Origin of the sequence: Pseudomonas sp. RA_35y_Pfl2_P32, from assembly GCF_963970735.1 — a bacterium.
Classification (GTDB): Bacteria; Pseudomonadota; Gammaproteobacteria; order Pseudomonadales; family Pseudomonadaceae; genus Aquipseudomonas.
Genome location: NZ_CAXAQF010000024.1, coordinates 20,334 through 44,033, shown reverse-complemented (window position 1 = coordinate 44,033; position 23,700 = coordinate 20,334). Strand labels below are relative to the sequence as shown.

The window sequence follows — 23,700 nt, the reverse complement described above, 5'->3', positions numbered from 1 at the left end:
GGCTTGGTCGGCAGTGGTTGACCAAAAATCATTATTCGGTCGATAAAAAGGAGAGCCTGCTTATGTTTCTGTCTGCCTTGGAACTGCGCAATATCATTGAAAGCAGTTTTTTGCCTAAACGCTGCCAATGCACGCTGTCACCGGACCTTTCGATGACCATCAAGGTTTTCGGCGACCACCAGACCGATCAGATCGACCTGGTGGTTACCGGGATCGACGCCAGCACCCTCAACGGTTGCCGCGAAATCAATGAGCTGATTGCCGAACTGCGCCACGACCTGGCATACAGGCCCGGTACTCACGCGATCGAGCCGAAACTGCGGGCATTTTAAGCCTTCGCCCGCTGAATTCGACCCCGATGCGCCGAGCCTGGTCATGACGCCAGGCCCGGCGCATTGCTCCCTCTTCGTTCAGTTCTGATAGCTGCAGGCGTTCGATAGCGTCAGATAGCTGATGGCCTGCTGTTTGCCCTGGTTATCGATGAACGTCATCTGCGCCGTGACCACTTTGCACTCCTGGGTGCTGGGTTCGGTCATCGAAATCACGTGTTTCACCTGCAGCGGCATGCCGTAGTGATAGGGCACGGGTAACGCGGTAGTGGTGTTGTCGGCCAGCACCAGGCCGGACACCCCGGTGCTGGCAAGGGTAGAGGCAAGCAGCAGGATTCGCAGGTTCATGGGTAGTCTCCGCAGCGGGCTTGAAGTCGGCGCGGCATTTCGGATGCCGGCCCTGCCGCGTGGGGCGTCAAAGAGTTCTGCGCGAACGCGGTCCAGTCACTGTTGGACCACAGGATTAACCGGAGGTTAAGTCGGTTTGTGCTGAATTTCCGCCGGCCGATTTCAGACTAAAGTCGCCTGCCGCGATGCTGGGCCTTGTGCCACCATTGGCGATCACCCGTTATCACTTCCCCTTGTATTCCCGCGCCTTGTCCGGCGTGGGGTGCGCGTTATTTGTGTTGGTTGATTGACCCGTCGCACAGATGCACTGCTGGAGCTTTTTTCATGCGTCCCCCGTATTCCCTCATCACACCGTGCCCGGCCCTGGGCCTCGGCGCCCTGGCCCTGTGCGCAGGTTTTAGCGCAGCCACCCAGGCCAATGGTTTCATCGACGACAGTCACGCCAGCGTCGAGTCGCGTACGGTGTATTTCAACCGCGACTTTCGTGACGGGCACAGCAGCAACCCGCAAGGTGCCTCCAAGCGTGAAGAGTCCGCTCAGGGCTTTATTCTCAACCTGCAGTCGGGCTACACCGAAGGCACGGTGGGTTTTGGCCTGGATGCGCTGGGCATGCTCGGGCTCAAGCTCGACTCCAGTGCCGACAGCAGCAACAGCGGCCTGCTGCCGTCCTCCGGCAGTCACCCCCGTGGCTCGGCTGATCAATACGCCAAGCTCGGCCTGACCGCCAAGATGCGCATCTCCCGCAGCGTGCTGAAATATGGCGCGCTGTTGCCGGACATGCCGCTGCTCAAGTACAACGACGGGCGCCTGCTGCCGACCCAGTTCAACGGCGCCTTGCTGACGTCCAGGGAACTCAAGGACCTGACCTTTACCGCCGCCCGCCTGGACCAGTACACCGCCCGCGATTCCACCGACCAGCAAGACCTCCGCGTGCACTGCAAGAACAAGCGCTACGCCTGCAATATCACCGCCGATCACTTCGACCTGTATGGCCTGGACTTTAAGTTCAACGAGCGCGTGAGTGCGCAGTACCAGTACGCAGAGCTCGATGAGATCTACCGTCAGCACTTCGTTGGCTTGCTGGGGAACCAACCCTTGGGCCCAGGGCTGCTCAAGGCTGATCTGCGTTTGCTCAGCAGCGCCGACACCGGCGCCGCACGCGCTGGGAATATCGATAACCGCGCCTTGAGCGGGATGCTCGGCTACACCATCAGCGGCCACACCTTCAGTGCCGGCTGGCAGCGGATGATCGGCGACACCTCGATGCCCTACCTGGATGGCAGCAACCCTTATCTGGTCAACTACGTGCAGGTCAACGACTTCGCCGCGGCCCAGGAGCGCTCCTGGCAAGTGCGCTACGACTACGATTTCAAGGCGGTGGGCATCAACGGCCTGAGCTTCCTGACCCGTTACGTCAGCGGTGATCAGATTAAGGTGGCGGGCAGTGAGCAAGAGGGCAAGGAATGGGAGCGCGACAGCGAGCTCAAGTACGTGATCCAGGGCGGTACGTTCAAGGACCTGAGCCTGCGCCTGCGCAGCGCGACCTACCGCAGCAACTACGAGGCAGTGGCCCGGGACGTGGATGAAACGCGGCTGATCCTCAGCTACAACTTTTCAGTGCTGTAGGACCGGGGGAGCGATCGGGATGCCGCGGCCACGGTAGGGGCGGGCACCCGCTTGGCGTTCGCGCTTTTTGCCAACATGTCAGGGCGCTTTGTCGTTTGTTCACGCCCTGATCATGCCTTTTCGTCATCAAGTTGCGAGCCGCGGCCAAACGGGCGGACCCGCCGCCAGGATCGACCAGGGGGGCGGCTATTGATTCATGGCCTTGTACATGTTGGCTTCCCGACAATATTCGACCAGCAAGGTCTCGTCGATAAAGTCGACATTGATAATGCTGCATTTGAGCAGCCACTCGCCGCTGGGGCTGGGACTGAACCATTCATTCAGTTCATCGGTGATCTTATTGACCCGGACGAAGGTGTCGTCAACCTTGAAGAACGGGTCAAGCGGGGAAATGGCGGTGAGGTCGAACCGGATGTAACTGGTTGCCGACAGTGACCACGGCAGCGAACCACCCGGTGGATTGTCGAGTGTGCGGGCGATGTGTTGTTTCAACTCGCTGGGTGAGGTGAAGTCCTGGCCGCTCCATCGATGCTGGATCTTGGGCCAGAACACTCGCGCGTCGAGTTCATGGTGTGCCGCGGTGGCAATCACGACCCGCTGTTTGCGGCTGACCGATTTCAGCTCGCCCAGTGTCAGGTGGCGATTCTCGAAAGGAATCAGGCGTTCGCCCAGGCGACTGTCGATCACGTCGTTGAAGTCTTTGAAAGCAAAGCGATTGCCCCGACTGCCTTCGGTCTGATGCACATCGAGCAGGATGAACTCATTGGGGTTCTTGTCGAGGAAAAAGTCCAGGGCCTTGACCAGGTCGCTGATCGGGCTGCCGGTCGCGGGGCCGTGAAACGTGTCGAACTGATAAACGTCAGTGTTTCTGGAGTTGGAGAACACTCTCAGGTCCAGGGCGCGTGCACCGCTATTCAACTGTTGGATGTAGGGGCCGTTCTGGCACATGGCATGGCTGGCCAGCACGCTGTTCAGAGCGTTCTGGTTGGCGGTGTACACATCCATTCCCGCGTTATGCGCGCCCGGCCAAACCAGTTGGTTCAGGGTCAAGCGGTCCATGCTCGGGGTCTTGCTCATCCATTCATGCCGGAATGAGATTTTTTCGGTGTGGGTGATGTTCATATCTACACTTCCTTGAGTAGTCATGATCCCGTCCTGTCGCACCAGGCTATATAAGACGGGTGATGAAGTCGGGCTGTTGGTCAACAACGTTTCCATTCTTCCTATATGCACGCCGCACCGTTTGGTGGGTGAAGTCAGTCATGCGTCATCTGCCACTGTGCTATATGAGAAGAAGGAAGGCCCAAGCTAGGCGCAAGTCGCGGTGCTCGGTAGTTGCAGATTTCGCTGGGGGGCGTGGGAATTGGAGGCGGTGGTGCAGGAATAAGGCGTCGTGCCGAAACCCTGTGCGGCCCGGCACTGCGCCCCGTCAGCAACTCGCTCAAGCGTTGTTGCGGTTTTTCTCTTCAATCCATTGCGACATGTATTGGGTGCTCTTGTGCTGGTGATGACGCAACATGCTGCCAATAAAGTTGGCCCGGCGTAGTTCAAGCAGATGTGCGCGGCAGTGTTCCAGGCGTGCGATCAGTGCCGGGCCATGGAGGCTCTGGCGGTAGCGGGCGTGCAGCAGCTGTACGCCGGCATCCTGGGCCTGGTTCCAGAGGGTTTCATCCTGGTACAGGCGCACGGCGGCCGCGGCGATGGCCGTGGCACTTTCGCCAATCGCGCCGGCCCAGGGCATGTCCCCGGCCATCCCTTCGGCGCCGATGGGGGTCGTGACGTTAGGGGTGCCAGAGAGCATCGCGTCGACAATTTTGCCCTTGATCCCGGCCCCGAAGCGCAGGGGGGCCAGGCAAATACGCGCGGCGGCCATCACCTGCAAGGCGTCCTCTGCCCAGTTCATGATGTGAAAACCCTGCGCCGGATTGTGCAGCGCGCTGGCCTTGGGCGGCGTGTAGGCGCCGTAGATGTGCAACTGTGCGCCGGGCAGTTGCTGGCGGATCAGCGGCCAGATGGTGTTTTTCATCCAGAGCACCGCGTCCCAGTTCGGCGCGTGGCGGAAATTGCCGATGCTCAGAAAATGCGCGCGATCGGCATACGGAGCCAGGGCCTGGGCCGTGGGGTCGAGCATCAGAGGGCACCAGTGCAGGGCGCTGGGTGGCAGGCTGAAGTGCTCGACCAGCAACTGGATCTCCACTTCGGAGATCATCAGGTTGAGGTCGCAGCGAAACAACGCGGCTATTTCCCGGCGTGCCAGGTCGGTGTCGGCCATCCAGGCAAACTCTTGGGCCAGCGTGGGGGCAAACAGCGCGGCACAGTCATCAACGTCATCGCGGGTCTTGAGGTGGTCCTTGAGCCGCTGGTGGCGAGCGTGGCGCAGGCTCTGCAGATCTGACGTTTCCAGGACGCGCAGGGCCGTCGGGCACTGTTTTTCCACACGCCAGCCAAACTGCTCTTCCATCATGAATTGGTCGAACAGCACGATATCCGGCGCCAGTTCACTGACGAAGGCATCAAAACTGCTGCTATTGAGCTCAATGCTGCACTCTGCAATACCCATGGCCACCAGGTCGGCCTTGTGTTCACCAGGGCCTGCGGGGCTGCTGAAGGTAATGTCCCAACCCTGTTCCAGGAACCTCTCGAGGATCTGCATCACGTGCCCGCTGGCGGCGGATGAGCGGGGTTCGGGCCAGACGTAACCAATAACCAGGACCTTGGTTGCGCGGGACTGACTCATGAGCGGTATTTCCTTGAAGCGGCAGGGGGAAGGGCGCGAGGGGCGTTATTAAACCACAGGCCGCAGCCGTGCCGGCGGGTCAGGCGTCTGGCAGCAGGCTCTTGACCTTGTCGCGCAACTGATCGATGGAGAACGGCTTGCCGATCACGTGCATCCCGGCGGGCACTTCCAGGCTTTCGGCATAACCGCTGGCAAACAGGATCGGCAGGCTGGGGCGTAAAGCGCGTGCGCGCGTGGCCAACTCCCGACCATCCATTCCCGGCAGGCCAACGTCGGTCATCAGCAGATCAATCACCGTGTTGGGGTTTTCCAGCAGCTCCAGGGCCGCCTGGCTGCCATCCACCTCCAACACCTTGAACTGCAGTTCTTCCAGCACATCGACGATCAGCATGCGCACGATGGCGTCGTCTTCGACTACGAGGAGGGTGGAAGCGGTGCTGGGCATAGTGGCTGTTCTCGAAAAGGGCGGGGGGTGGCCGGTGGTGCACATTGACCGGCTTTTTCATCAGTAATCAGCGGGTCCCGACACGTTCCCGGCGAGCTGCAAAAACACGCCGGGTACGGACCCCGACAGGATAACCCTGGTGCTTAGGAGAATGCAGCGCAATGCAGGAAAATGCTGGCTACGCTGTCATAAAATGGATCCCAAAGGCGATTTTGGGGCAAACTCCTTCGTTTATGCCCGTCCACCAAGGCCCGCAAATGATCACTTCGTCGTCCGTTGATGAGCACAGTTTCCGCAAACTCCTGAGCCGCAACATCGGATTGCCCTTGGGTGTGGGTGCGCTCAGCGTGGTGTTTTTCGTCTCCCTGATCACGTACCTGATGTCGACCATCCAGTGGGTGGAACATACCGACCGGGTGATCAACAACGCCAACGAAGCGGTCAAGCTGACCGTCGACCTGGAAACCGGCATGCGTGGCTACCTGCTGACCGGCGACGAGCATTTTCTCGACCCTTACGAAACGGCCAGGCCGCGTATCGTGGTCGCCCTGAAAACCTTGCAGGAACTGACTGCCGACAACCCGGTCCAGGTCGACCGGCTGCGCCGCCTGCAAGCCATGCAGGAGGAATGGAACACCTACGCCCAGACCATGATCGAGCTGGCGCGCAGCAGCGGCGACTACCGTTCTGCGGTGCGCGCCGGTCGCGGCAAGCGCCTGACCGACGAGATCCGCAAGCAGTACGAAGACGTCATCGAGATGGAGCAGCAGTTGCGCACCTCGCGCAATGAACAAGTGCGGCGCACCACACTCTGGAGCATCTCGTTGTATGTCTTGTTCGTGGCGGGCATCAGCGCTTTGCTGGCCTACATCGGGCGCCGCGACTTGCTCAACCTCTCGCGCAACTACAGCGCCAACCTGGCGACCCAACACAGCAGCGCCCGGCGCCTGGAGCAACAGGCCTGGTTACGCAACGGCCAGACCGAACTGGCGGAGCAGATGCTGGGCCAACTGTCGCTGAGCCTGCTGGGGCGCAATATCCTGCAGTTTTGTGCGCAGTACCTGGGCAGTGCAGTCGCGGCGGCTTACGTCAAGGAAGATCATGGCGGCCTCACTCGGGTGGCGGCCTATGGCTTTTCCCGCGAACAGGCCGCCGTGGACCAGCAGATCTACAACGGCGAGGGCATCGCCGGCCAGGCCGTGCAGCAAGGCCGCCTGATTCGCCTGGACGAGGTGCCGGCAGACTATTTCAAAGTCAGCTCCGGGCTGGGGGACGGGGTGCCGCGCAGCGTGCTGGTGGTGCCTACCAGCGATGACGGCCAGGTCAATGGGGTGATCGAACTGGGTTTCCTGCGGGCCCTGGACGAGCGTGACATCGAATTGCTCGAATTGATCGCCGGCAACATCGGCACCTCGATCGAAGCGGCCCGTTATCGCCAGCGCTTGCAGGAGGTGTTGGCCGAAACCCAGCAGCTCAACGAAGAGCTGCAAGTCCAACAGGAAGAACTCAAGACCGCCAACGAAGAACTGGAAGAACAGTCGCGGATTCTCAAGGAGTCCCAGGCCCACCTGGAAACCCAGCAGGTAGAACTGGAACAGACCAACGAGCAACTTGCCGAACAGGCGCAAATCCTGGCCGAGCAGCGCGACGCCATGGACCTGAAAAACACCGAACTCAATCAGGCCCAGGTCCAGCTCGAGGACCGCGCCCAGGAACTGCAGCGTTCCAGCAAGTACAAGTCCGAGTTCCTGGCCAACATGTCCCACGAATTGCGTACCCCGCTCAACAGTTCGTTGATCCTCGCCAAGTTGCTGGCCGAAAACCCCCAGGCCAACCTCAGTGCCGAACAGGTCAAGTTCGCCGAGTCGATCTACTCGGCTGGGAACGACCTGCTGAACCTGATCAACGACATCCTCGATATTTCCAAGGTCGAGGCCGGCAAGCTCGAGGTGCGTCCGGAGCACACCAGTGTCGCGCGCCTGGTGGACGGCCTGCGCGGCATGTTCGAACCGCTGGCGGCCGACAAGCACCTGGCGTTCCACGTCCACCTGGACTCGACGGCACCGGCGCTGCTGTTTACCGACCGCCAGCGGGTGGAGCAGGTACTGAAAAACCTGTTGTCAAACGCAATCAAGTTCACCGAGCAGGGCGAAGTCAGCCTGAATGTCAGTGCACAGACAGGGGGTGGGATTTGCTTTGCGGTGCGCGACTCGGGGATCGGCATTGCCGGCGATCAGCACGCCAGTATTTTCGAGGCCTTCCGCCAGGCCGACGGCACCACCAACCGGCGTTACGGTGGGGCCGGTCTGGGGCTGTCGATTTCCCGCGACCTGGCCGCATTGCTCGGCGGTTCGATCACCGTCAGCAGCGAGCCGGGGCAGGGCAGCCTGTTTACCTTGCTGCTGCCCCAGCAGTACGTCGAACGTGACGAGGACAGCGTCGCGCCGCCGCCAGCGGCACCGGTGGCCTTTGTCCCGGCGGCCCCGGTGGCACGCCCGGCCGCCATCGTCGAACCGCAGATCCCGCGCTTTGCCGATGACCGCGCCCATGCGCCGTTCAGCACCCGCTGCATCCTGGTGGTGGAGGACGAGGTCAACTTCGCGCATATCCTCTACGACCTGGCGCATGAACTGGGTTATCAGTGCCTGGTGGCCCATGGTGCCGACGAAGGTTACGACCTGGCCAGTGAGTTCCTGCCTGACGCAATCCTGCTGGACATGCGCCTGCCGGACCATTCCGGGCTGACCGTGCTGCAGCGTCTCAAGGAGCACGCCGAGACCCGGCACATCCCGGTGCATGTGATTTCCGTCGAAGACCGGGTCGAGGCGGCGATGCACATGGGCGCCGTGGGCTATGCGGTCAAGCCGACCACCCGCGAGGAACTCAAGGACGTGTTCGCCCGCCTGGAGGCCAAGCTGACGCAGAAGGTCAAGCGGGTGTTGCTGGTGGAGGACGACGACCTGCAGCGCGACAGCATCGCCCGGCTGATTGGCGACGAAGACATTGAAATCACCGCCGTAGGCCTGGCCCAGGAGGCGCTGGAGCTGCTGCGCAACACTGTCTATGACTGCATGATCATCGACCTCAAGCTGCCCGACATGCTCGGCAATGACCTGCTCAAGTGCATGTCCACCGAAGACATCTGCTCGTTCCCGCCCGTGATCGTCTACACCGGGCGCAACCTGACCCGCGATGAAGAGGCAGAGCTGCGCAAGTACTCACGCTCGATCATCATCAAGGGCGCGCGCTCGCCCGAGCGCTTGCTGGATGAAGTGACATTGTTTCTGCACAAAGTCGAATCCCGGTTGTCCCATGAGCGGCAAACGATGCTCAAGACCGCGCGCAGTCGCGACAAGGTCTTCGAAGGGCGCAAGGTGCTGTTGGTGGATGACGATGTGCGCAACATCTTCGCCCTGACCAGCGCCCTGGAGCACAAAGGCGCAATCGTGGTCATTGGCCGCAATGGCCGTGAGGCGATCGACAAACTCAATGAAGTCGAGGACATCGACCTGGTGCTGATGGACGTGATGATGCCGGAAATGGACGGCTTCCAGGCCACCGTCGAGATCCGCAAGGATCCGCGCTGGCGCAAGCTGCCGATCATCGCCGTCACGGCCAAGGCCATGAAGGACGATCAGGAGCGCTGCCTGCAGGCGGGCGCCAACGATTACCTGGCCAAGCCCATCGACCTGGATCGCCTGTTCTCGCTGATTCGTGTGTGGTTACCGAAGATGGAAAGAATGTAGTGGAGCGTAATACCGAAATCGAACTGCGGCTGTTGATCGAAGCGATCTACCTCAAGTACAGCTACGATTTTCGTGACTACTCGGGCGCCTCGATCAAGCGCCGGGTCAATCATGCCCTGCACCAGTTCGAATGCAAGACCATTTCGGCGTTGCAGGAGCGCGTCCTGCACGATCCGGCGGCGTTCATGCAGTTGCTGCAGCTACTGACCATTCCGGTCAGCGAGATGTTTCGCGACCCGACCCACTTCCTGGCGATTCGCCAGGAAGTGGTGCCGCTGCTGCGCACCTATCCGTCGATCAAGATCTGGATTGCCGGCTGCAGCACGGGCGAGGAGGTCTACTCGATGGCGATCCTGCTGCGCGAAGAGGGCCTGCTGGAGCGCACGATCATCTACGCCACTGACATCAATCCGCGCTCCCTGGAAAAGGCCAAGCAGGGGATCTTTTCCCTGGAGAACATCCGCGCCTATACCCGCAACTACCAGGAGGCCGGTGGCCAGAGTTCGTTCGCCGACTACTACACCGCGGCCTACGACCATGCGATTTTCGACAAGAGCCTGCGGGACAACGTGACCTTTGCCGATCACAGCCTGGCGACCGATAGCGTATTCTCAGAAACTCAATTAATTTCATGTCGTAATGTATTGATTTACTTCAATAAAAATCTTCAGAATCGTGCCTTCGGATTGTTTCATGAGTCGCTCTGTCACCGCGGTTTCCTGGTGCTGGGCAGCAAGGAGACCCCCGACTTCTCGAGTTACGCCAAGCAGTTCGAGCCCTTGGTCAAACAAGAACGGATCTACCGTAAAACATGAACAGCGACGTGTTGGATACGGCCCCAGCCTCGCGGATCGAGGCTATCGTCATCGGCGCTTCGGCCGGTGGTGTGGAGGCGTTGCTGAATATTTTCGGCAGCCTGGAGCCGGGTTTCGCCTTGCCGATCATTGTCGTCCTGCACCTGCCGGAGCAACGGCGCAGCCAGTTGGTGGAGGTCATTGCGCGGCGGGTGGCAATGCCGGTGGTCGAGGCGCCCGACAAGGCCGTGATCGAGGCCGGCACCCTGTACCTGGCAGCACCCGGTTATCACCTGTCGGTGGAGCAGGACCGCAGCCTGTCGTTGAGCCTGGAGGCGCGCCTGCACTATTCGCGGCCAGCGATTGACTACCTGTTCGAATCCGCCGCCGACGCCTACGGCCCGGCACTGCTGGCGGTGCTGTTGACCGGCGCCAACCAGGATGGTGCGCGGGGCCTGGCACAGGTCAAGCGCCTGGGCGGGTTGACCGTGGTCCAGGACCCGGATGAAGCCCAGGTGGCGACCATGCCCGAAGCGGCACTGGCCCAGCAGCAACCCGATTACATTCTCCCTTTGCGCGGCATCGGCCGTCTGCTTGTCGAGCTGGAACGAACCTCATGCTAAGTACTATCCAGGCCAAATTGCTGATCGTCGACGATCTGCCGGAGAACCTGCTGGCCCTCGAGGCGCTGATCAAGCGCGAAGACTGCGCGGTGTACAAGGCGCTGTCTGCCGACGAAGCGCTGTCGTTGCTGCTGCAGCACGAGTTCGCCCTGGCCATTCTCGACGTGCAGATGCCGGGCATGAACGGCTTCGAGCTGGCGGAACTGATGCGCGGCACGGAAAAGACCAAGAACATTCCCATCGTGTTTGTCAGCGCCGCCGGACGCGAAATGAACTATGCCTTCAAGGGCTACGAAAGCGGCGCGGTGGACTTCCTGCATAAACCCCTGGATCTCCACGCGGTGAAGAGCAAGGTCAACGTCTTCGTCGACCTGTTCCGTCAACGCAAGGCCATGAAGCTGCAGGTCGAAGCCCTGGAGCAAAGCCGCCGCGAGCAGGAAGCCTTGCTCAAGCAGTTGCAGACCACCCAGGGGGAGCTGGAGCAGGCGGTGCGCATGCGCGACGACTTCATGTCGATCGTGGCCCATGAGTTGCGCACGCCGTTGAACGGGCTGATCCTGGAAACCCAATTGCGCAAGATGCACCTGGCCCGCGACAACGCACACGCCTTTACCCTGGACAAGATGCACGCGATGGTCGATCGCGATGAGCGGCAGATCAAGAGCCTGATCCGCCTGATCGAAGACATGCTCGACGTGTCGCGGATTCGCACCGGCAAGCTGTCCATTCGGCCCAACCGCTTCGACCTGACACAACTGGTGGCTAACCTGCTGCACAACTTTGCGCCGCAGGTCGAGGCTGCCGAGTGCTCCATCAGCTTTGTGGCCGAGCATCCGGTAGAGGGGCACTGGGACGAGTTCCGCATCGAACAGGTGATTTCCAATCTGTTGACCAACGCCCTGCGGTATGGCGGCAGAGGCCTGATCGACGTTCGGGTGTACAGCCAGGAGGGCCAGGCCTGGGTCGAGGTACGCGACCGCGGCATCGGGATCAGCGAAGAAAACCAGCAGCGGATTTTCCAGCAGTTCGAACGGGTTTCGGCGAAAACCGTGGTGGCGGGCCTGGGCCTGGGGCTGTTCATTTCCGAACAGATCGTCGCCGCCCATGGCGGTTCGATCAGTGTCCAGAGCCGGATCAACGAGGGCGCATTGTTCCGGGTTTGCCTGCCGCTGGAGTAAAACGGGCAAAATAAACGCAACCTCTGCACCGGTGCAGGGTCGTAATAGCAGCTATTGACCGAACAAAGGCTTGCCATGAGTGAAGATGCACAAGACGTCGTATTGATCGTCGAAGATGATCCTTCGATCCTGATGGTGCTTGACGCCTATCTGTCGGGCGAGGGCTATCGGGTGTTGCGGGCGGAGAATGGCGAAGAAGCGTTCGCAATTCTGGCCAGCAAACCCCACCTGGACATGATGATCACCGACTTTCGCCTGCCCGGAGGCATTTCCGGGGTGCAGATTGCCGAGCCGGCAGTCAAGCTGCGCCCGGAGCTCAAGGTGATTTTCATCAGCGGCTACCCCCAGGAAATCCGCGAGTCCGGCAGCCCCATCGCGCAAAAAGCGCCGATACTGGGCAAGCCGTTCGACCTCGACGTGCTGCAGGAATTGATGCAGGAAATGCTGTCCTGATTAAACCGTAACCCTGTAGCAGCTGCCGAAGGGTGCGTTGGGTTGCGCAGCGACCCCCACCTTCCCCAATCAAACGAGCGTCCTGCGGCCGCTGACGCAGCCTCGCGGGCTCGGCAGCTGCTACCGGCTTGGTGTCTGATTCAGGCGCGGATCATCTCGCGCACCTTGGCGGTCAGCAGGTCGAAGGTGAAGGGCTTGGTGATCATCTGCATGCCCGGGTCGAGAAAACCGCCGCGCACCGCAGCGTGTTCGGCATAGCCGGTGATGAACAGCACCTTGAGCTCGGGCCGGTATTGCCGGCCGATTTCCGCCAGTTGCCGACCGTTCATGCCAGGCAGGCCGACGTCGCTGATCAGCAGGTCGATACGTTGCTCGGAATTGAGGATCGGCACTGCGCTGTCGGCATTTGCGGCTTCGACGAAGGCATAACCCAACTCGCTCAATACCGCGCTGACCAGCACCCGCACCGCGGGATCATCCTCGACGATCAACACGGTTTCCCCGGCCTTGGCCGCCAGTGCGTGGGGAACCTGGGGCGGCTGACTGTGGGTGAGGTCGCCGCGAAAGCGTGGCAAGTACAGGTTCACCGTGGTCCCGCTGCCCACTGCACTCTGGATGGTCACGTGGCCGCGGGACTGCTTGCTGAAGCCATAGATCATCGACAGCCCCAGGCCCGTGCCCTGACCGATCGGCTTGGTGGTAAAGAACGGGTCGAAGGCCCGGCTGACGGTGGCCTGGGGCATGCCGCAGCCACTGTCGATCACGCTCAGGACCACATAGTCGCCGGCCTGCAGGTTGCCATGGGCCTGGGCGAACTCGGCGTCCAAGTGCTGATTGAAGGTCTTGACCGCCAGGGTGCCGCCGTCGGGCATGGCGTCACGCGCATTGAGGACCAGGTTGAGCAGGGCGCTTTCCAGCTGGTTGGGGTCGGCCTCGGCCACCCACAGCGGATCCTGCAGTTGCATGTTCAACTGAATGCTTTCATTGATGCTGCGCTGCAGCAGTTCGTCCATCGAGCGCACCAGGGCATTCATCTCCACCGGTTTGGAATCCAGCGACTGGCGCCTGGAAAACGCCAGCAGGCGATGGGTCAGGCCGGCGGCGCGGTTGGCGGAAGTCACGCCCAGGTCGATCAGCCCGTCCAGATCCTCGGTGCAACCGCGGGCCAGGCGCCGGCGCAGCAGCTCCAGGCTGCCGATGATGCCGGTCAGCATGTTGTTGAAGTCATGGGCGATGCCGCCTGTGAGTTGGCCCACCGCTTCCATTTTCTGCGATTGACGCAGGGCCTCTTCATTGTGTCGCAGCTCGGTGGTGCGTTCCTCGACCTGCTGCTCGAGGGTTTCCAGGGTGTTTTTCAGGCGCAGCTCGCTCTGGTACAGGTCCACCAGGCGGTCGCGGGCTTCATACTGCCGGCGACGCCCGCGCAGCGCGGTGGAGATCAGGCTGATCAGGGTCACCGGGTGAAACGGTCGTTCGAGGAAGGTCACGTTGCCCAACTGGGCACCGAAGCGCGCCGCCGGGTTCTGTTCGGCGCCACCATGATGGGTCAGCAGCACGATCGGCAAGTCCGACCAGGCCGGTTGCTGCTCAATGAACCGCAGCAAAGGCTCAAGGTCCTCACCCAGCAAAGCCTCGGAGGCGATCAGCAGCAGACCCGCGCCGTGCTCCAGTTGCTGGCACAGCGCGTCCAGCCCCCGGGTGATCACGCCGTCGTAACCGGCCTCGTTGAGCAGGGCCAGGGCAATCTGGCTGTCGCGTCCCAGGGGCGCGAGAATCAGTGCGCGCTCGGACACCGCCTTGAGCGCGGTCAATGGATGTCGTCCGCGAGCAGCGGAGTGTTGGCGCCCAGGTAGGTCGGTACACCGCGCAATACGCCCTGGAAGGCGTCCAAGGGGTCACCGATGGTCATGCCCGTGCTGCCGATACGGTATTCGCGAATGGTCGATTCATGGCTGCCTGTGCGTTTCTTGATGATCGAGATGGCCCGACGCACTTTGCCCAGGGCCTCGAAGTAACGCAGCAGAATCACGGTGTCGGCCAGGTAGGTAATGTCCACCGGGGTTTGCATGTCACCCACCAGCCCGTGTTGGGCCACGGTCATGAAGGTCGCGGCGCCCTGGCGATTGAGGTACAGCAGCAGCTCGTGCATGTGCAGCACCAGGGCGTTTTCCTCGGGCATGGCAGCCTGGTAACCGTTGATGCTGTCGATCACCACCGTCTTGATCCCGCGGTCGTCGACGCATCGGCGTACCCGGTGCGAGAACTCGCCCGGGGACAGCTCGGCGGCGTCCACCTGTTCGATCAGCAGGTTGCCCGTGCCTTGCAGCGCCTGCAGGTCGATGCCCATGTTCTTCATGCGCTCGAACAACAGGCCCAATTCTTCATCGAAGATAAACAGCGCGGCCTTTTCGCCCCGGGCCACGGCTGCGGCAGCGAAGATCATGGAGATCAGCGATTTGCCCGTACCGGCCGGACCCAGGATCAGGGTACTGGAACCGGTCTCGATACCCCCCCCCGAGCAGGGCGTCCATTTCCTTGATGCCGCTGGTCAACTGCTGGCGGGTATAACGCCCGCGATGTTCGGCGGCCACCAGGCGAGGGAACACGTGCACGCCATCGGCCATGATGGTGAAGTCATGAAAGCCACCGCGATACTTCTGGCCCCGGTACTTCACCACCCGGATGCGCCGGCGTTCGGCGCCGTAGTTGGGGGTCAGCTCCTCCAGGCGAATCACCCCGTGGGCCACGCTGTGCACGGTTTTGTCGAGGGCTTCGGTGGTCAGGTCGTCGAGCAGCAGCACCGTGGCGTCGTAGCGCACGAAGTAGTGCTTGATCGCCAGGATCTGCCGCCGATAGCGCAGCGAACTCTGGGCCAGCAGGCGGATTTCCGAAAGGCTGTCGAGTACCACCCGGGTCGGCTTGACCCGCTCCACCACCTCAAAAATCTGCTTGGTGGCTTCGCCCAGTTCCAGGTCCGAGGAATACAGCAGGCTCTGCTGATGTTCGCCATTGAGCAGGCTCTCTGGCGGCGTCAGTTCGAAGATGTGGATGTTCTCATCCAGCGCCCAGCCGTGGGATTGGGCACCCTGGCGCAATTCGCGCTCGGTTTCCGACAGGGTGATGTACAGCGAGCGTTCACCCGCGCCGGCCCCGGCCATCAAAAAATGCAGGGCCACTGTGGTCTTGCCCGTGCCGGGTTCTCCTTCCAGCAAAAACACATGGCTGCGGGACAGTCCACCGGCGAGGATGTCATCCAGGCCTTCAATGCCGGTGGCGGCTTTTACGCTGTTCAACTCGTTGGATGTAGACAAAAAATGCCCTCTCATGACTAGGGAAGCGAGGCAGCCGCCGATACTGGCCAAATGGCTACCTACTTACTGGACCCCAGGAAGAGACCAACGGTTCAACAGAACTTGATCACAGACCTTGCTGCAGCGCCGGATCGTCCGGGTTCATCTGCTCCAGTTGCGCCAGCAGGACCTGGACATTCTGCAACTGGCCGCCTTCCTTCCAGTAGTTGATCAGCAGCACCCGCGCCTTGCGATCGGCCGGGTGGCGCTGGACGATCTCCTGCAACTGCTTTTGCGCCGCTTCCAGCTCGTGCTCGCTGTGCAGGGTGGTCGCCAGGTCGTAGCGGTAGAGCTTGTTGTCCGGCTCCAGCTCCACCGCCCTGGACAACCCCAGCAGGGCAAACTCGCTCTGCCCGTGGTGCAACAGCCACAAACCCAGGGCATGTTGCAGGTACGCCGAGTCGGGCTGGGCCTTGAGCTGGCGGGCCAGCAGTTGCTGGGCCGCGTCGCTCTGGCCCTGTTTGTCCAGCACCTCGATCTGCATCACCAGCGCGGGCAGGTTGCCCGGGTCCAGCGCCAGGGATTGCTCCAGGGCCCGTTGCGCCTGCTTGAGCTCGGCGTTGTGCAGGTGCAGGCGCGCCAGTTGGTAGTGGGTGTGGGCGCTGGCCGGCTGGCTTTGCAGTGCCTGCTCATATTCATCGATGACGTGCTGCAGCGGACCGAAGTACAGGCCCAGGTCATCGGGCGACAGGCCGAGCAACGCCTCGGCGGCGGCAAATCGCACGGCTTGCTCGCTGTCCTCCAGCAATGGCCCGAGCAACAGGCTGCGCTGGCCGCTGGGGAGCAACCCGACGATGCTCTCGATTGCCGCTTCGCGCACCGCCACCGAAGGGTGGTGCAGGTCGGCATCGGCCAGTTTCAGGGCCTGGGGGCTGGGGTAGTTGGGCAGTTCGGCATGCAGCCACAGGCGGCGCTTGTCGGAGATATCAGGACGGGCCAGTTGCTGGTAGAGCACGCGCGCCGCACCGGGCTTGCCATTGCGTGCCTGGTCCAGGGCTTCGCTGTAGCCGCGCTTGATCGCCTCCGGCACTTGCGGCGTGACACTGCGCAGGGACAGCCAAACGATGGCGATGGCAACAGCCACCAGCAGGCTGATGATCAGGTAGCGACGAGGCTTGGACATGCAGGGATCCGGAAGCTGACAACGAGTGCAGGGTTGCCAGCTTCGGTCAGCGCAGGCCCGGAGTCAAACCCGCGGCTAGTTTAAAACGTAGTCGACCGGCTCCAGGGCCGGGGGCAGATCATCGTGCCCCAGGGCGGCCAGGACCTCGCGCTCGATCAGGCGCAGCAGGGCATTGCACGGCAGATCGTTCTCGTCGAAGCCGAACGGGTCTTCGAGGTCGTCGCCGATTTCGTCCAGGCCAAAAAAGGTGTAGCTGACGATGGCCGTGAACACCGGCGTCAGCCAGCCCAGCGGTTCGGCCATGGCGAAGGGCAGGAGGATGCAGAACAAGTAGATGGTGCGATGCAGCAACAGGGTATAGGGGAAGGGCAGGGGCGTGCTTTTGATCCGCTCGCAGGCGGCCTGCACCTGGCTCAGGCTGACCAGTCGGGTTTCCAGTTGGGTGTAGCGCCATTCGCTGATCCGCCCCAGTTCGGCCAGGCGCGAGCAACGGGCGCCGACGTGTTGCAGCAGGCGGTCACTGAGGTTCGGATGGCCCAGGTCGGCCTCGACAGCAGCCCATGGCCTGATGGCCGCAGCCTCATCTTCGACCCGCAGCCGGGCAATCAGGCCATGGGCAAAGCCACACAGCTCACGCAGCAGCGGTTCGCGTTCGCCCGGGTCCTTGAGCACCTGGGTTTCGCGGATCAGCGAGCGCAACTCGATGATCAACTGGCCCAATTGCTTGCGGCCTTCCCACCACCGGTCATAACAGGCGTTGTTGCGAAAGCTCATGAAAATCGACAGTGACAGCCCCAGCAGGGTGAACGGTGTGGCATTGACCTTGGAGAAGTACGCCGGGTGCAAGGTTTCCACCAGCACAATGACCGATGCCAGCAACGTCACCAGCAGGCTGCGCAAGGCGATGCGCTTGGCAATCGAACCCTTGAGGGAGAACAGGATGCCGATCAGGTTGGGTTTGGGGCGGACAATCATCAGTGGGGTCTTCAGCCGTTCTGGTGCTGTGGCAGCGGTTGAAGGCTAGAGGTCGGGGGGCCGCTTGTCCAATTGCTCTGGCTGACGGGGTGATCGATGGGGTCTATGGTTATGGGGTAACTGATCGATCAGGCTCCCCAAAACCTCCGTGGGAGCGGGCCGGGCGGCGCTCCGCTTGCCCGCGATGACGCCGGTCCATCGAACATCAATGGTGCCTGACAGTAAGCATCTGGCGAACTCACCTTCCGAACTCCAGCATTAAAGGCGATGGTGTCCGCGTATTTTCAAGCGGACGCGATGACTGGATGTTGGCCCAGCGCGACAATCAGGTTGAGAACCAGATACGGCCTTGGGCGCTCGGACGCTCGAATTGGCTGTTCGCCGGGTCGTTGCGCAGCGGTAATCAGGCGGCTGCCGACACAGCGGGCCAGTGAGATCGGGCAATTGCTACCGCATCAATGGATGCTGACCTGATGGATAATGAATCGCCCCGAAGCAGAAGCTTAGGAGCAATTCAAGATTAACGCCCTAGCCGGGCAGGCTCAGGTTTAGCAAGGGGAAGGGGCGGCCTTCGCCATCCAGCGGGGAACGACCTGTTTGAACGAAGCCGTAATGTAAGTAGAACCCTACTGCTTCGGGGTTCTGCTCATTCACGTCAACACTCATCTGATTGCGCGAGCTGCGGGCATGATCCAACAGCGCGCGGCCAATACCTTTCCCTCGCAGGTCTGGCTCGATGAAGAGCATCTCTACGTGGTTTTCATTGAGTCCGATAAAGCCTATCGGGTAGTCCTCGGCATTTACCGCAACCCATAATTCAACAGCGGGTAGGTAGATATCGCGGAGCTGAGGAAGCAATGCCTCAATATCGGACTCTTGCAGGAAGTGATGAGTGGCGCGAACAGAGCGCAGCCAAATGTTGAGCAGTTGCGGATGGTCGGCATTAGTCGCCTGACGAATGATCATAGAATCATCCTTTACGCTGGATATCGGAAATGAGGCGCGCTAGTAGATAGCGACCGTATAAGTGTCGGCAACTTGTATGACCGCTTCGCGAGTTAACGCCTGGGCGGTTCACGGCAGAGGTAGCCGGAAAGGAGGGAGGGAGGACGATACTGATAGGTTTTCGGAGGGTCAATAAAAAATAACGGATGGAATAGTGGAAGCATACCTGATCAAGCGACGGTGTTAGGAAGGTGTGTTGCCCGGACGGTTACGCCTGACACACCGCCATCGCGGGCAAGCGGAGCGCCGCCCGGCCCGCTTCCAGCCATCCCCAGGCCAAAAAAAGCCCCGCGACCGAATGAGACGCGGGGCTAAAAATTGGTTGGTTGCGGCCAACCAAAGGAGCACGTTTAAGCTTAGTTGCTGGCGACGGTTTGTGGTTGCCAACCGCCACCCAGGGCTTTGTAAATCGCGACGATGCCACGGTACAGGTCGACTTCGGCCTGGGCCTGGGCGTCTTCGGCGGCCAGGCGCTCGCGTTGGGCGTCCAGTAGCACCAGGAAATCGACCGTGCCTTCGCGGTAGCGAATCTCTGCAAGGTCAGCGGCGGCCCGGCTCGATTCGCTCTGGCGAATCAGCGAAATCAGGCGCTGCTGGCGTTTGCCGTAGTCAGAGAAGGCGTTTTCCGACTCTTCCAACGCCAGCAACACTTGCTGCTCGTAGCTGGCCAGGGCGCCGTCGGCGTCGGCATCGGCGGCCCGCAAACGCGCGCGCACGCTGCCCAGGTCAAAGGCCGCCCAGGTAATGCTGGGGCCCAGCGCCCAGGCATTGGCGGCCGATGAACCGATCTGCGAGCCGCGCCCGGCGGTAAAGCCCAGGAAACCACTGAGGCTGACCCGCGGGAACAGGTCGGCCTTGGCCACACCGATACGCGCGGTGGCGGCCGCCAGCTTGCGTTCGGCGCTCTGGATGTCCGGCCGGCGTTGCAACAGCTCACCCGGATCGCCAATCGGCAAGGTCTTGGTTATGGCCGGCAGGCTGGCCGGGCTGAGGTCGACGCTGAGTGTGTCCGGGCGCTCGCCGAGCAAGGTGGCGATGCGGTTGCGCTGGCGGATCTGCACTTCCTGCAATTGCGGCACGCTGGCTTCCACGGACGCGAGGCGGGCATCGGCGCGTACCACGTCCAGCTGATCACCGACACCGGCATCACGCAGAGTCACGGTGATCTTGCTCGACTCCTGCTGGTTCGCCAGGTTGGCCAGGGCGATCTTCTCGCGCAGTTGCGCACCACGTAGCTGACCGTAGGCATCCACCAACTCGGCAATCAGGGTCACTTGCAGTTGGTACAGGTCGGCCGCGGCCACCTGGGTGTCGGCGTCGGCCGCTTCCAGGTTGCGCTGGATACGTCCGAACAGGTCCAGTTCCCAGGCCATGTCCAGGCCCAGGTCATAACGTTCGCTGCTGACCCGGTCGCTGGTCTGGCCAGGGATCTGCCCCTTGGCCAGGTCACTGCTGACGCGGCTGGTCACGACCGGCATGGCGTCGTTGCTGACGTCATCGCGAAACGCTCGGGCGGCCCGCAGGCGGTCAAACGCCACCCGCAGTTCCCGGTTGCCCTGCAGCGAGGTGTTGACCAACTGGTTGAGGATCGGGTCCTCGAATTGCTGCCACCAGATCCCTTCGAAGCGGGCCCGGTCGAAGTTCTTCTGACCCTGGGCGCCATCGGTGGCGGCCGTGATGTTGGCCACCTCCGTCGTTGGAGTCTGGTAGTCCGGGCCGACGGCGCAGGCACTCAGGGCCAGCACCAGCAAGCTCGGCAGGAAGACGTTCAGGCTCATGGTTGTGCCTCCAGTGGCAGGGCCTTGGCCGCTTTGCGGGCTTCGCCGCGCTCGACATAGCGGCGGATCAATACGTAGAACACCGGCGTCAGCAACAGGCCGAAGAAGGTCACCCCCAGCATCCCGGAGAACACCGCCACCCCCATGGCGTGACGCATTTCGGCACCGGCACCGCTGGAGAAGACCAGGGGCACCACGCCCATGATGAAGGCGAAGGAGGTCATCAGGATCGGCCGCAGACGCAGGCGGCAGGCTTCCAGCACCGCACTGAGGGCGTCCATGCCTTCCTCTTGCTTGTCCTTGGCGAACTCGACGATCAGGATCGCGTTCTTGCACGCCAGGCCCACCAGCACGATCAAGCCGATCTGGGTGAAGATGTTGTTGTCACCCCCGGACAGGATCACCCCGGTAATGGCCGACAGCAGGGTCATCGGTACGATCAGGATCACCGCCAGGGGCAGGCTCCAGCTCTCGTACTGCGCCGCCAGCACCAGGAACGCCAGCAGTACACACAGCGGGAACACGAACAGTGCGGTGTTGCCGGACAGAATCTGCTGGTAGGTCAGGTCGGTCCATTCGTAGGTCATGCCGTTGGGCAGTTCTTCCTTGAGCAGTTTCTCGATCGCTTGTTCGGCCTGGCCGGAGCTGTAGCCGGGCGCCGCGGCACCGTTGATTTCAGCGGTGATGAAGCCGTTGTAGTGCATCACACGGTCCGGCCCCGAGGTGTCGCTGACCTTGATGAAGGTCGCCAGTGGGATCATCTCGCCTCTGTTGTTGCGCACTTTCAGCTGGCCGATCTGGTCCGGTTCGAGGCGGAACTGCTGCTCGGCCTGGACGTTGACCTGATAGGTGCGACCGAAGCGGTTGAAGTCGTTGGCATACAGCGAACCCAGGTAGATCTGCAGGGTGTCGAAGATGTCGCTGACGGCCACGCCATGGGTCTTGGCTTTTTCCCGGTCGATGGCGGCATCGACCTGGGGCACGTTCACCGTGTAGCTGGTGAACAGGCCGGCCAGTTCCGGCACGTTGTGGCTCTTGTTGATGATGTTCATGGTTTCTTTGTACAGCTCGTCGTAACCCAGGTTGCCGCGGTCTTCGATCTGCAGGCGGAACCCGCCAATGGTGCCCAGGCCCTGGACCGGCGGCGGTGGGAAGATCGCCATGTAGGCTTCCTGGATGTCGGCGTACTGGCCATTCAAGGCCCCGGCAATCGCCCCGGCGGACTCGCTCGGGTCCTTGCGTTCATCGAAAGGCTTGAGGGTGACGAACACGATCCCGGCGTTGGGGCTGTTGGTGAAGCCGTTGATCGACAGGCCCGGGAAGGCCACCGCGCTTTCCACGCCCGGCTGCTTGAGCGCCATGTCGGACATGCGCTTGATCACTTCCTCGGTGCGATCCAGGCTCGCCGCATCCGGCAACTGGGCGAAGGCCACCAGGTACTGCTTGTCCTGGGCCGGAACAAAGCCGGTCGGGGTGTTGGAGAAACCGAAGAAGGTCAGCACCATCAGCCCGGCGTACAGCAGCAGGGCAATCCCGCTGCTGCGGATGACCCGGGTCACAGTGCCGACATACCCATGGCTGGCGCGGTCGAAGAAGCGGTTGAACGGACGGAACAACCAGCCACCGAACAGCGTGTCCAGGACCCGTGAGAAGCGGTCCTTCGGCGCGTCATGACTCTTGAGCAGCACCGCGGCCAGGGCCGGCGACAAGGTCAGCGAGTTGAAGGCCGAGATCACGGTGGAGATGGCAATGGTCAGGGCGAACTGTTTATAGAACTGCCCGGTCAAGCCAGAGATGAACGCGGCCGGGATAAACACCGCGCACAGCACCAGTGCCGTGGCAATGATCGGGCCAGTCACTTCGCGCATGGCGCGCTTGGTGGCTTCCACCGGTGTCAGCCCCAGGCCGATGTTACGTTCGACGTTTTCCACCACCACGATGGCGTCGTCGACCACGATGCCGATGGCCAGTACCAGGCCGAACAGCGACAGCGCGTTGAGGGAGAAGCCAAACAGGTGCATCACGGCAAACGTACCGATCAACGAGACCGGTACCGCCACCAGGGGAATGATCGAGGCGCGCCAGGTCTGCAGGAACAGGATCACCACCAGCACCACCAGGATCAGCGCTTCGAACAGGGTGTGTACCACCGCTTCGATGGAACCACGGACGAAGATCGTCGGGTCATAGACGATGCTGAAGTCCATGCCCTCAGGGAAGTTCTTCTTCAGCTCCGCCATTTTCTCGCGAACCTGGTTGGAGATTTCGATGGCGTTGGAGCCCGGACGCTGGAAGATCGGAATCGCCACCGCCGGATCGTTGTTCAGCAGCGAGCGCAGGGCGTATTGGCTGGAACCCAGCTCGACCCGGGCGATGTCCTTGAGACGGGTGATTTCACCATCGTCGCCGGCGCGAATGATGATGTTCTCGAACTCTTCCTCAGAGACCAGACGCCCCTGGGTGTTGACCGAGAGCTGGAACGCAGTGGCACTCGGCGCGGGCGGCGCGCCCAGGGCACCGGCGGCGACCTGGCGGTTCTGTTCGCGAATGGCGGTGACCACGTCGGTGGCGGTCAGGTTGCGCGAGGCGGTCTTGTTCGGATCGAGCCAGACCCGCAGCGAGTAATCGCCCATGCCGAACAGTTGCACGTCACCGACACCGCCCAGGCGCGCCAGCTCATCCTTGATGTTGAGCAGGGCGTAGTTGGACAGGTAGAGCATGTCGTAGCGTTTGTCCGGGGAGGTCAAGTGCACGACCATGGTCAGGTCGGGCGAGGCCTTGTCCACCGTGATGCCGATCCGGGTCACTTCTTCCGGCAGCTTGGGCTCGGTACGGGTGACGCGGTTTTGCACCTGCACCTGGGCGTTATCCAGGTCGGTGCCCAGGGCGAAGGTGATGGTCAGGGTGATCTTGCCGTCGGCGGTGGACTGCGAGGACATGTACAGCATGTTCTCGACGCCAGTGATGGCTTGCTCCAGGGGCGCGGCGACGGTTTCGCCGATGACCTTGGGGTTGGCGCCGGGGAAGTTGGCGCGCACCACCACGGTCGGCGGTACCACTTCCGGGTATTCGCTGATCGGCAACTGGAACAGCGAGATGCTGCCGGCGATCAGGATCAGCAGCGACAGCACGGCGGCGAAAATCGGCCGTGAAATGAAGAACTGGGAAAAATTCATTGGAGTCTGTGTCC

At 61.7% G+C, this 23,700-nt stretch carries 17 protein-coding genes and 2 pseudogenes; 8 read left to right on the top strand and 11 right to left on the bottom strand.

Annotated features, from left to right (window positions below; all coding sequences use genetic code 11):
- The first annotated feature begins 62 nt into the window (after positions 1-62).
- Positions 63-332, top strand: a complete 270-nt coding sequence (locus AACY45_RS22425; RefSeq protein ID WP_339547436.1) for a DUF1652 domain-containing protein — start codon at positions 63-65, stop codon at positions 330-332.
- 78 nt (positions 333-410) lie between these two features.
- On the opposite strand, the gene AACY45_RS22420 is transcribed toward AACY45_RS22425, so the two are convergent.
- Positions 411-677, bottom strand: a complete 267-nt coding sequence (locus tag AACY45_RS22420) for a DUF2790 domain-containing protein (protein ID WP_339547435.1) — start codon at positions 675-677, stop codon at positions 411-413.
- Positions 678-1,001: 324 nt separating this feature from the next.
- On the opposite strand from AACY45_RS22420, the gene AACY45_RS22415 reads away from it, so the two are divergent.
- Positions 1,002-2,303, top strand: coding sequence for an OprD family porin (locus tag AACY45_RS22415; protein ID WP_339547434.1), 1,302 nt, complete (start codon positions 1,002-1,004; stop codon positions 2,301-2,303).
- Positions 2,304-2,489: 186 nt separating this feature from the next.
- Here AACY45_RS22415 and AACY45_RS22410 read toward each other — a convergent pair whose 3' ends face one another.
- The 3 genes from AACY45_RS22410 to AACY45_RS22400 form a co-directional block, all read right to left on the bottom strand.
- A complete protein-coding gene (locus AACY45_RS22410; RefSeq protein ID WP_339547433.1) occupies positions 2,490-3,425 on the bottom strand; it encodes a phospholipase in 936 nt (311 codons plus the stop codon).
- A 319-nt stretch (positions 3,426-3,744) separates the two neighbouring features.
- Positions 3,745-5,040, bottom strand: coding sequence for a glycosyltransferase (locus tag AACY45_RS22405; protein ID WP_339547432.1), 1,296 nt, complete (start codon positions 5,038-5,040; stop codon positions 3,745-3,747).
- 79 nt (positions 5,041-5,119) lie between these two features.
- Entirely contained in the window at positions 5,120-5,485 is a 366-nt protein-coding gene (locus tag AACY45_RS22400) for a response regulator (RefSeq protein ID WP_339547431.1), read from the bottom strand.
- A gap of 257 nt (positions 5,486-5,742) precedes the next feature.
- Here AACY45_RS22400 and AACY45_RS22395 point away from each other — a divergent pair, with 257 nt between their 5' ends.
- The 5 genes from AACY45_RS22395 to AACY45_RS22375 all read left to right on the top strand — a co-directional run bounded on the left by AACY45_RS22395 (position 5,743) and on the right by AACY45_RS22375 (position 12,279).
- Positions 5,743-9,231: a response regulator gene (locus AACY45_RS22395; RefSeq protein ID WP_339547430.1), complete on the top strand. Its 3,489-nt coding sequence runs from the start codon at positions 5,743-5,745 to the stop codon at positions 9,229-9,231.
- Entirely contained in the window at positions 9,231-10,046 is an 816-nt protein-coding gene (locus AACY45_RS22390; RefSeq protein ID WP_339547429.1) for a CheR family methyltransferase, read from the top strand. The genes AACY45_RS22395 and AACY45_RS22390 overlap by 1 nt, the downstream gene beginning before the upstream one ends.
- Positions 10,043-10,648: a chemotaxis protein CheB gene (locus AACY45_RS22385; protein ID WP_339547428.1), complete on the top strand. Its 606-nt coding sequence runs from the start codon at positions 10,043-10,045 to the stop codon at positions 10,646-10,648. The genes AACY45_RS22390 and AACY45_RS22385 overlap by 4 nt, the downstream gene beginning before the upstream one ends.
- On the top strand, positions 10,642-11,826 hold the full coding sequence (locus AACY45_RS22380) for a hybrid sensor histidine kinase/response regulator (protein WP_339547427.1): 1,185 nt from the start codon (positions 10,642-10,644) through the stop codon (positions 11,824-11,826). The genes AACY45_RS22385 and AACY45_RS22380 overlap by 7 nt, the downstream gene beginning before the upstream one ends.
- Before the next feature lie 75 nt (positions 11,827-11,901).
- A complete protein-coding gene (locus tag AACY45_RS22375) occupies positions 11,902-12,279 on the top strand; it encodes a response regulator (protein ID WP_339547426.1) in 378 nt (125 codons plus the stop codon).
- Between the two features lie 140 nt (positions 12,280-12,419).
- Here AACY45_RS22375 and AACY45_RS22370 read toward each other — a convergent pair whose 3' ends face one another.
- The 4 genes and pseudogenes from AACY45_RS22370 to AACY45_RS22355 all read right to left on the bottom strand — a co-directional run bounded on the left by AACY45_RS22370 (position 12,420) and on the right by AACY45_RS22355 (position 17,727).
- A complete protein-coding gene (locus tag AACY45_RS22370; protein WP_339547425.1) occupies positions 12,420-14,090 on the bottom strand; it encodes a response regulator in 1,671 nt (556 codons plus the stop codon).
- Positions 14,087-15,590, bottom strand: a pseudogene (locus tag AACY45_RS22365) (ATPase domain-containing protein). Before AACY45_RS22365 ends, AACY45_RS22370 begins: the two are co-directional and overlap by 4 nt.
- 106 nt (positions 15,591-15,696) lie before the next feature.
- On the bottom strand, positions 15,697-16,752 hold the full coding sequence (locus AACY45_RS22360; RefSeq protein ID WP_339547424.1) for a tetratricopeptide repeat protein: 1,056 nt from the start codon (positions 16,750-16,752) through the stop codon (positions 15,697-15,699).
- 75 nt (positions 16,753-16,827) lie between these two features.
- A complete protein-coding gene (locus AACY45_RS22355) occupies positions 16,828-17,727 on the bottom strand; it encodes a bestrophin family protein (RefSeq protein WP_339547423.1) in 900 nt (299 codons plus the stop codon).
- 323 nt (positions 17,728-18,050) lie between these two features.
- Here AACY45_RS22355 and AACY45_RS29345 point away from each other — a divergent pair.
- Positions 18,051-18,140: pseudogene (locus AACY45_RS29345) on the top strand (IS66 family transposase); the annotation flags it as partial.
- 115 nt (positions 18,141-18,255) lie between these two features.
- Here AACY45_RS29345 and AACY45_RS22345 read toward each other — a convergent pair.
- From AACY45_RS22345 to AACY45_RS22335, 3 genes are all read right to left on the bottom strand, one after another.
- On the bottom strand, positions 18,256-18,693 hold the full coding sequence (locus AACY45_RS22345; protein WP_339547422.1) for an acetyltransferase: 438 nt from the start codon (positions 18,691-18,693) through the stop codon (positions 18,256-18,258).
- A gap of 395 nt (positions 18,694-19,088) precedes the next feature.
- Positions 19,089-20,510 (bottom strand): efflux transporter outer membrane subunit, encoded by a 1,422-nt coding sequence (locus AACY45_RS22340; RefSeq protein WP_339547421.1) that lies wholly within the window; start codon positions 20,508-20,510, stop codon positions 19,089-19,091.
- Positions 20,507-23,686, bottom strand: a complete 3,180-nt coding sequence (locus AACY45_RS22335; RefSeq protein WP_339547420.1) for an efflux RND transporter permease subunit — start codon at positions 23,684-23,686, stop codon at positions 20,507-20,509. The genes AACY45_RS22340 and AACY45_RS22335 overlap by 4 nt, the downstream gene beginning before the upstream one ends.
- Positions 23,687-23,700 lie beyond the last annotated feature (14 nt).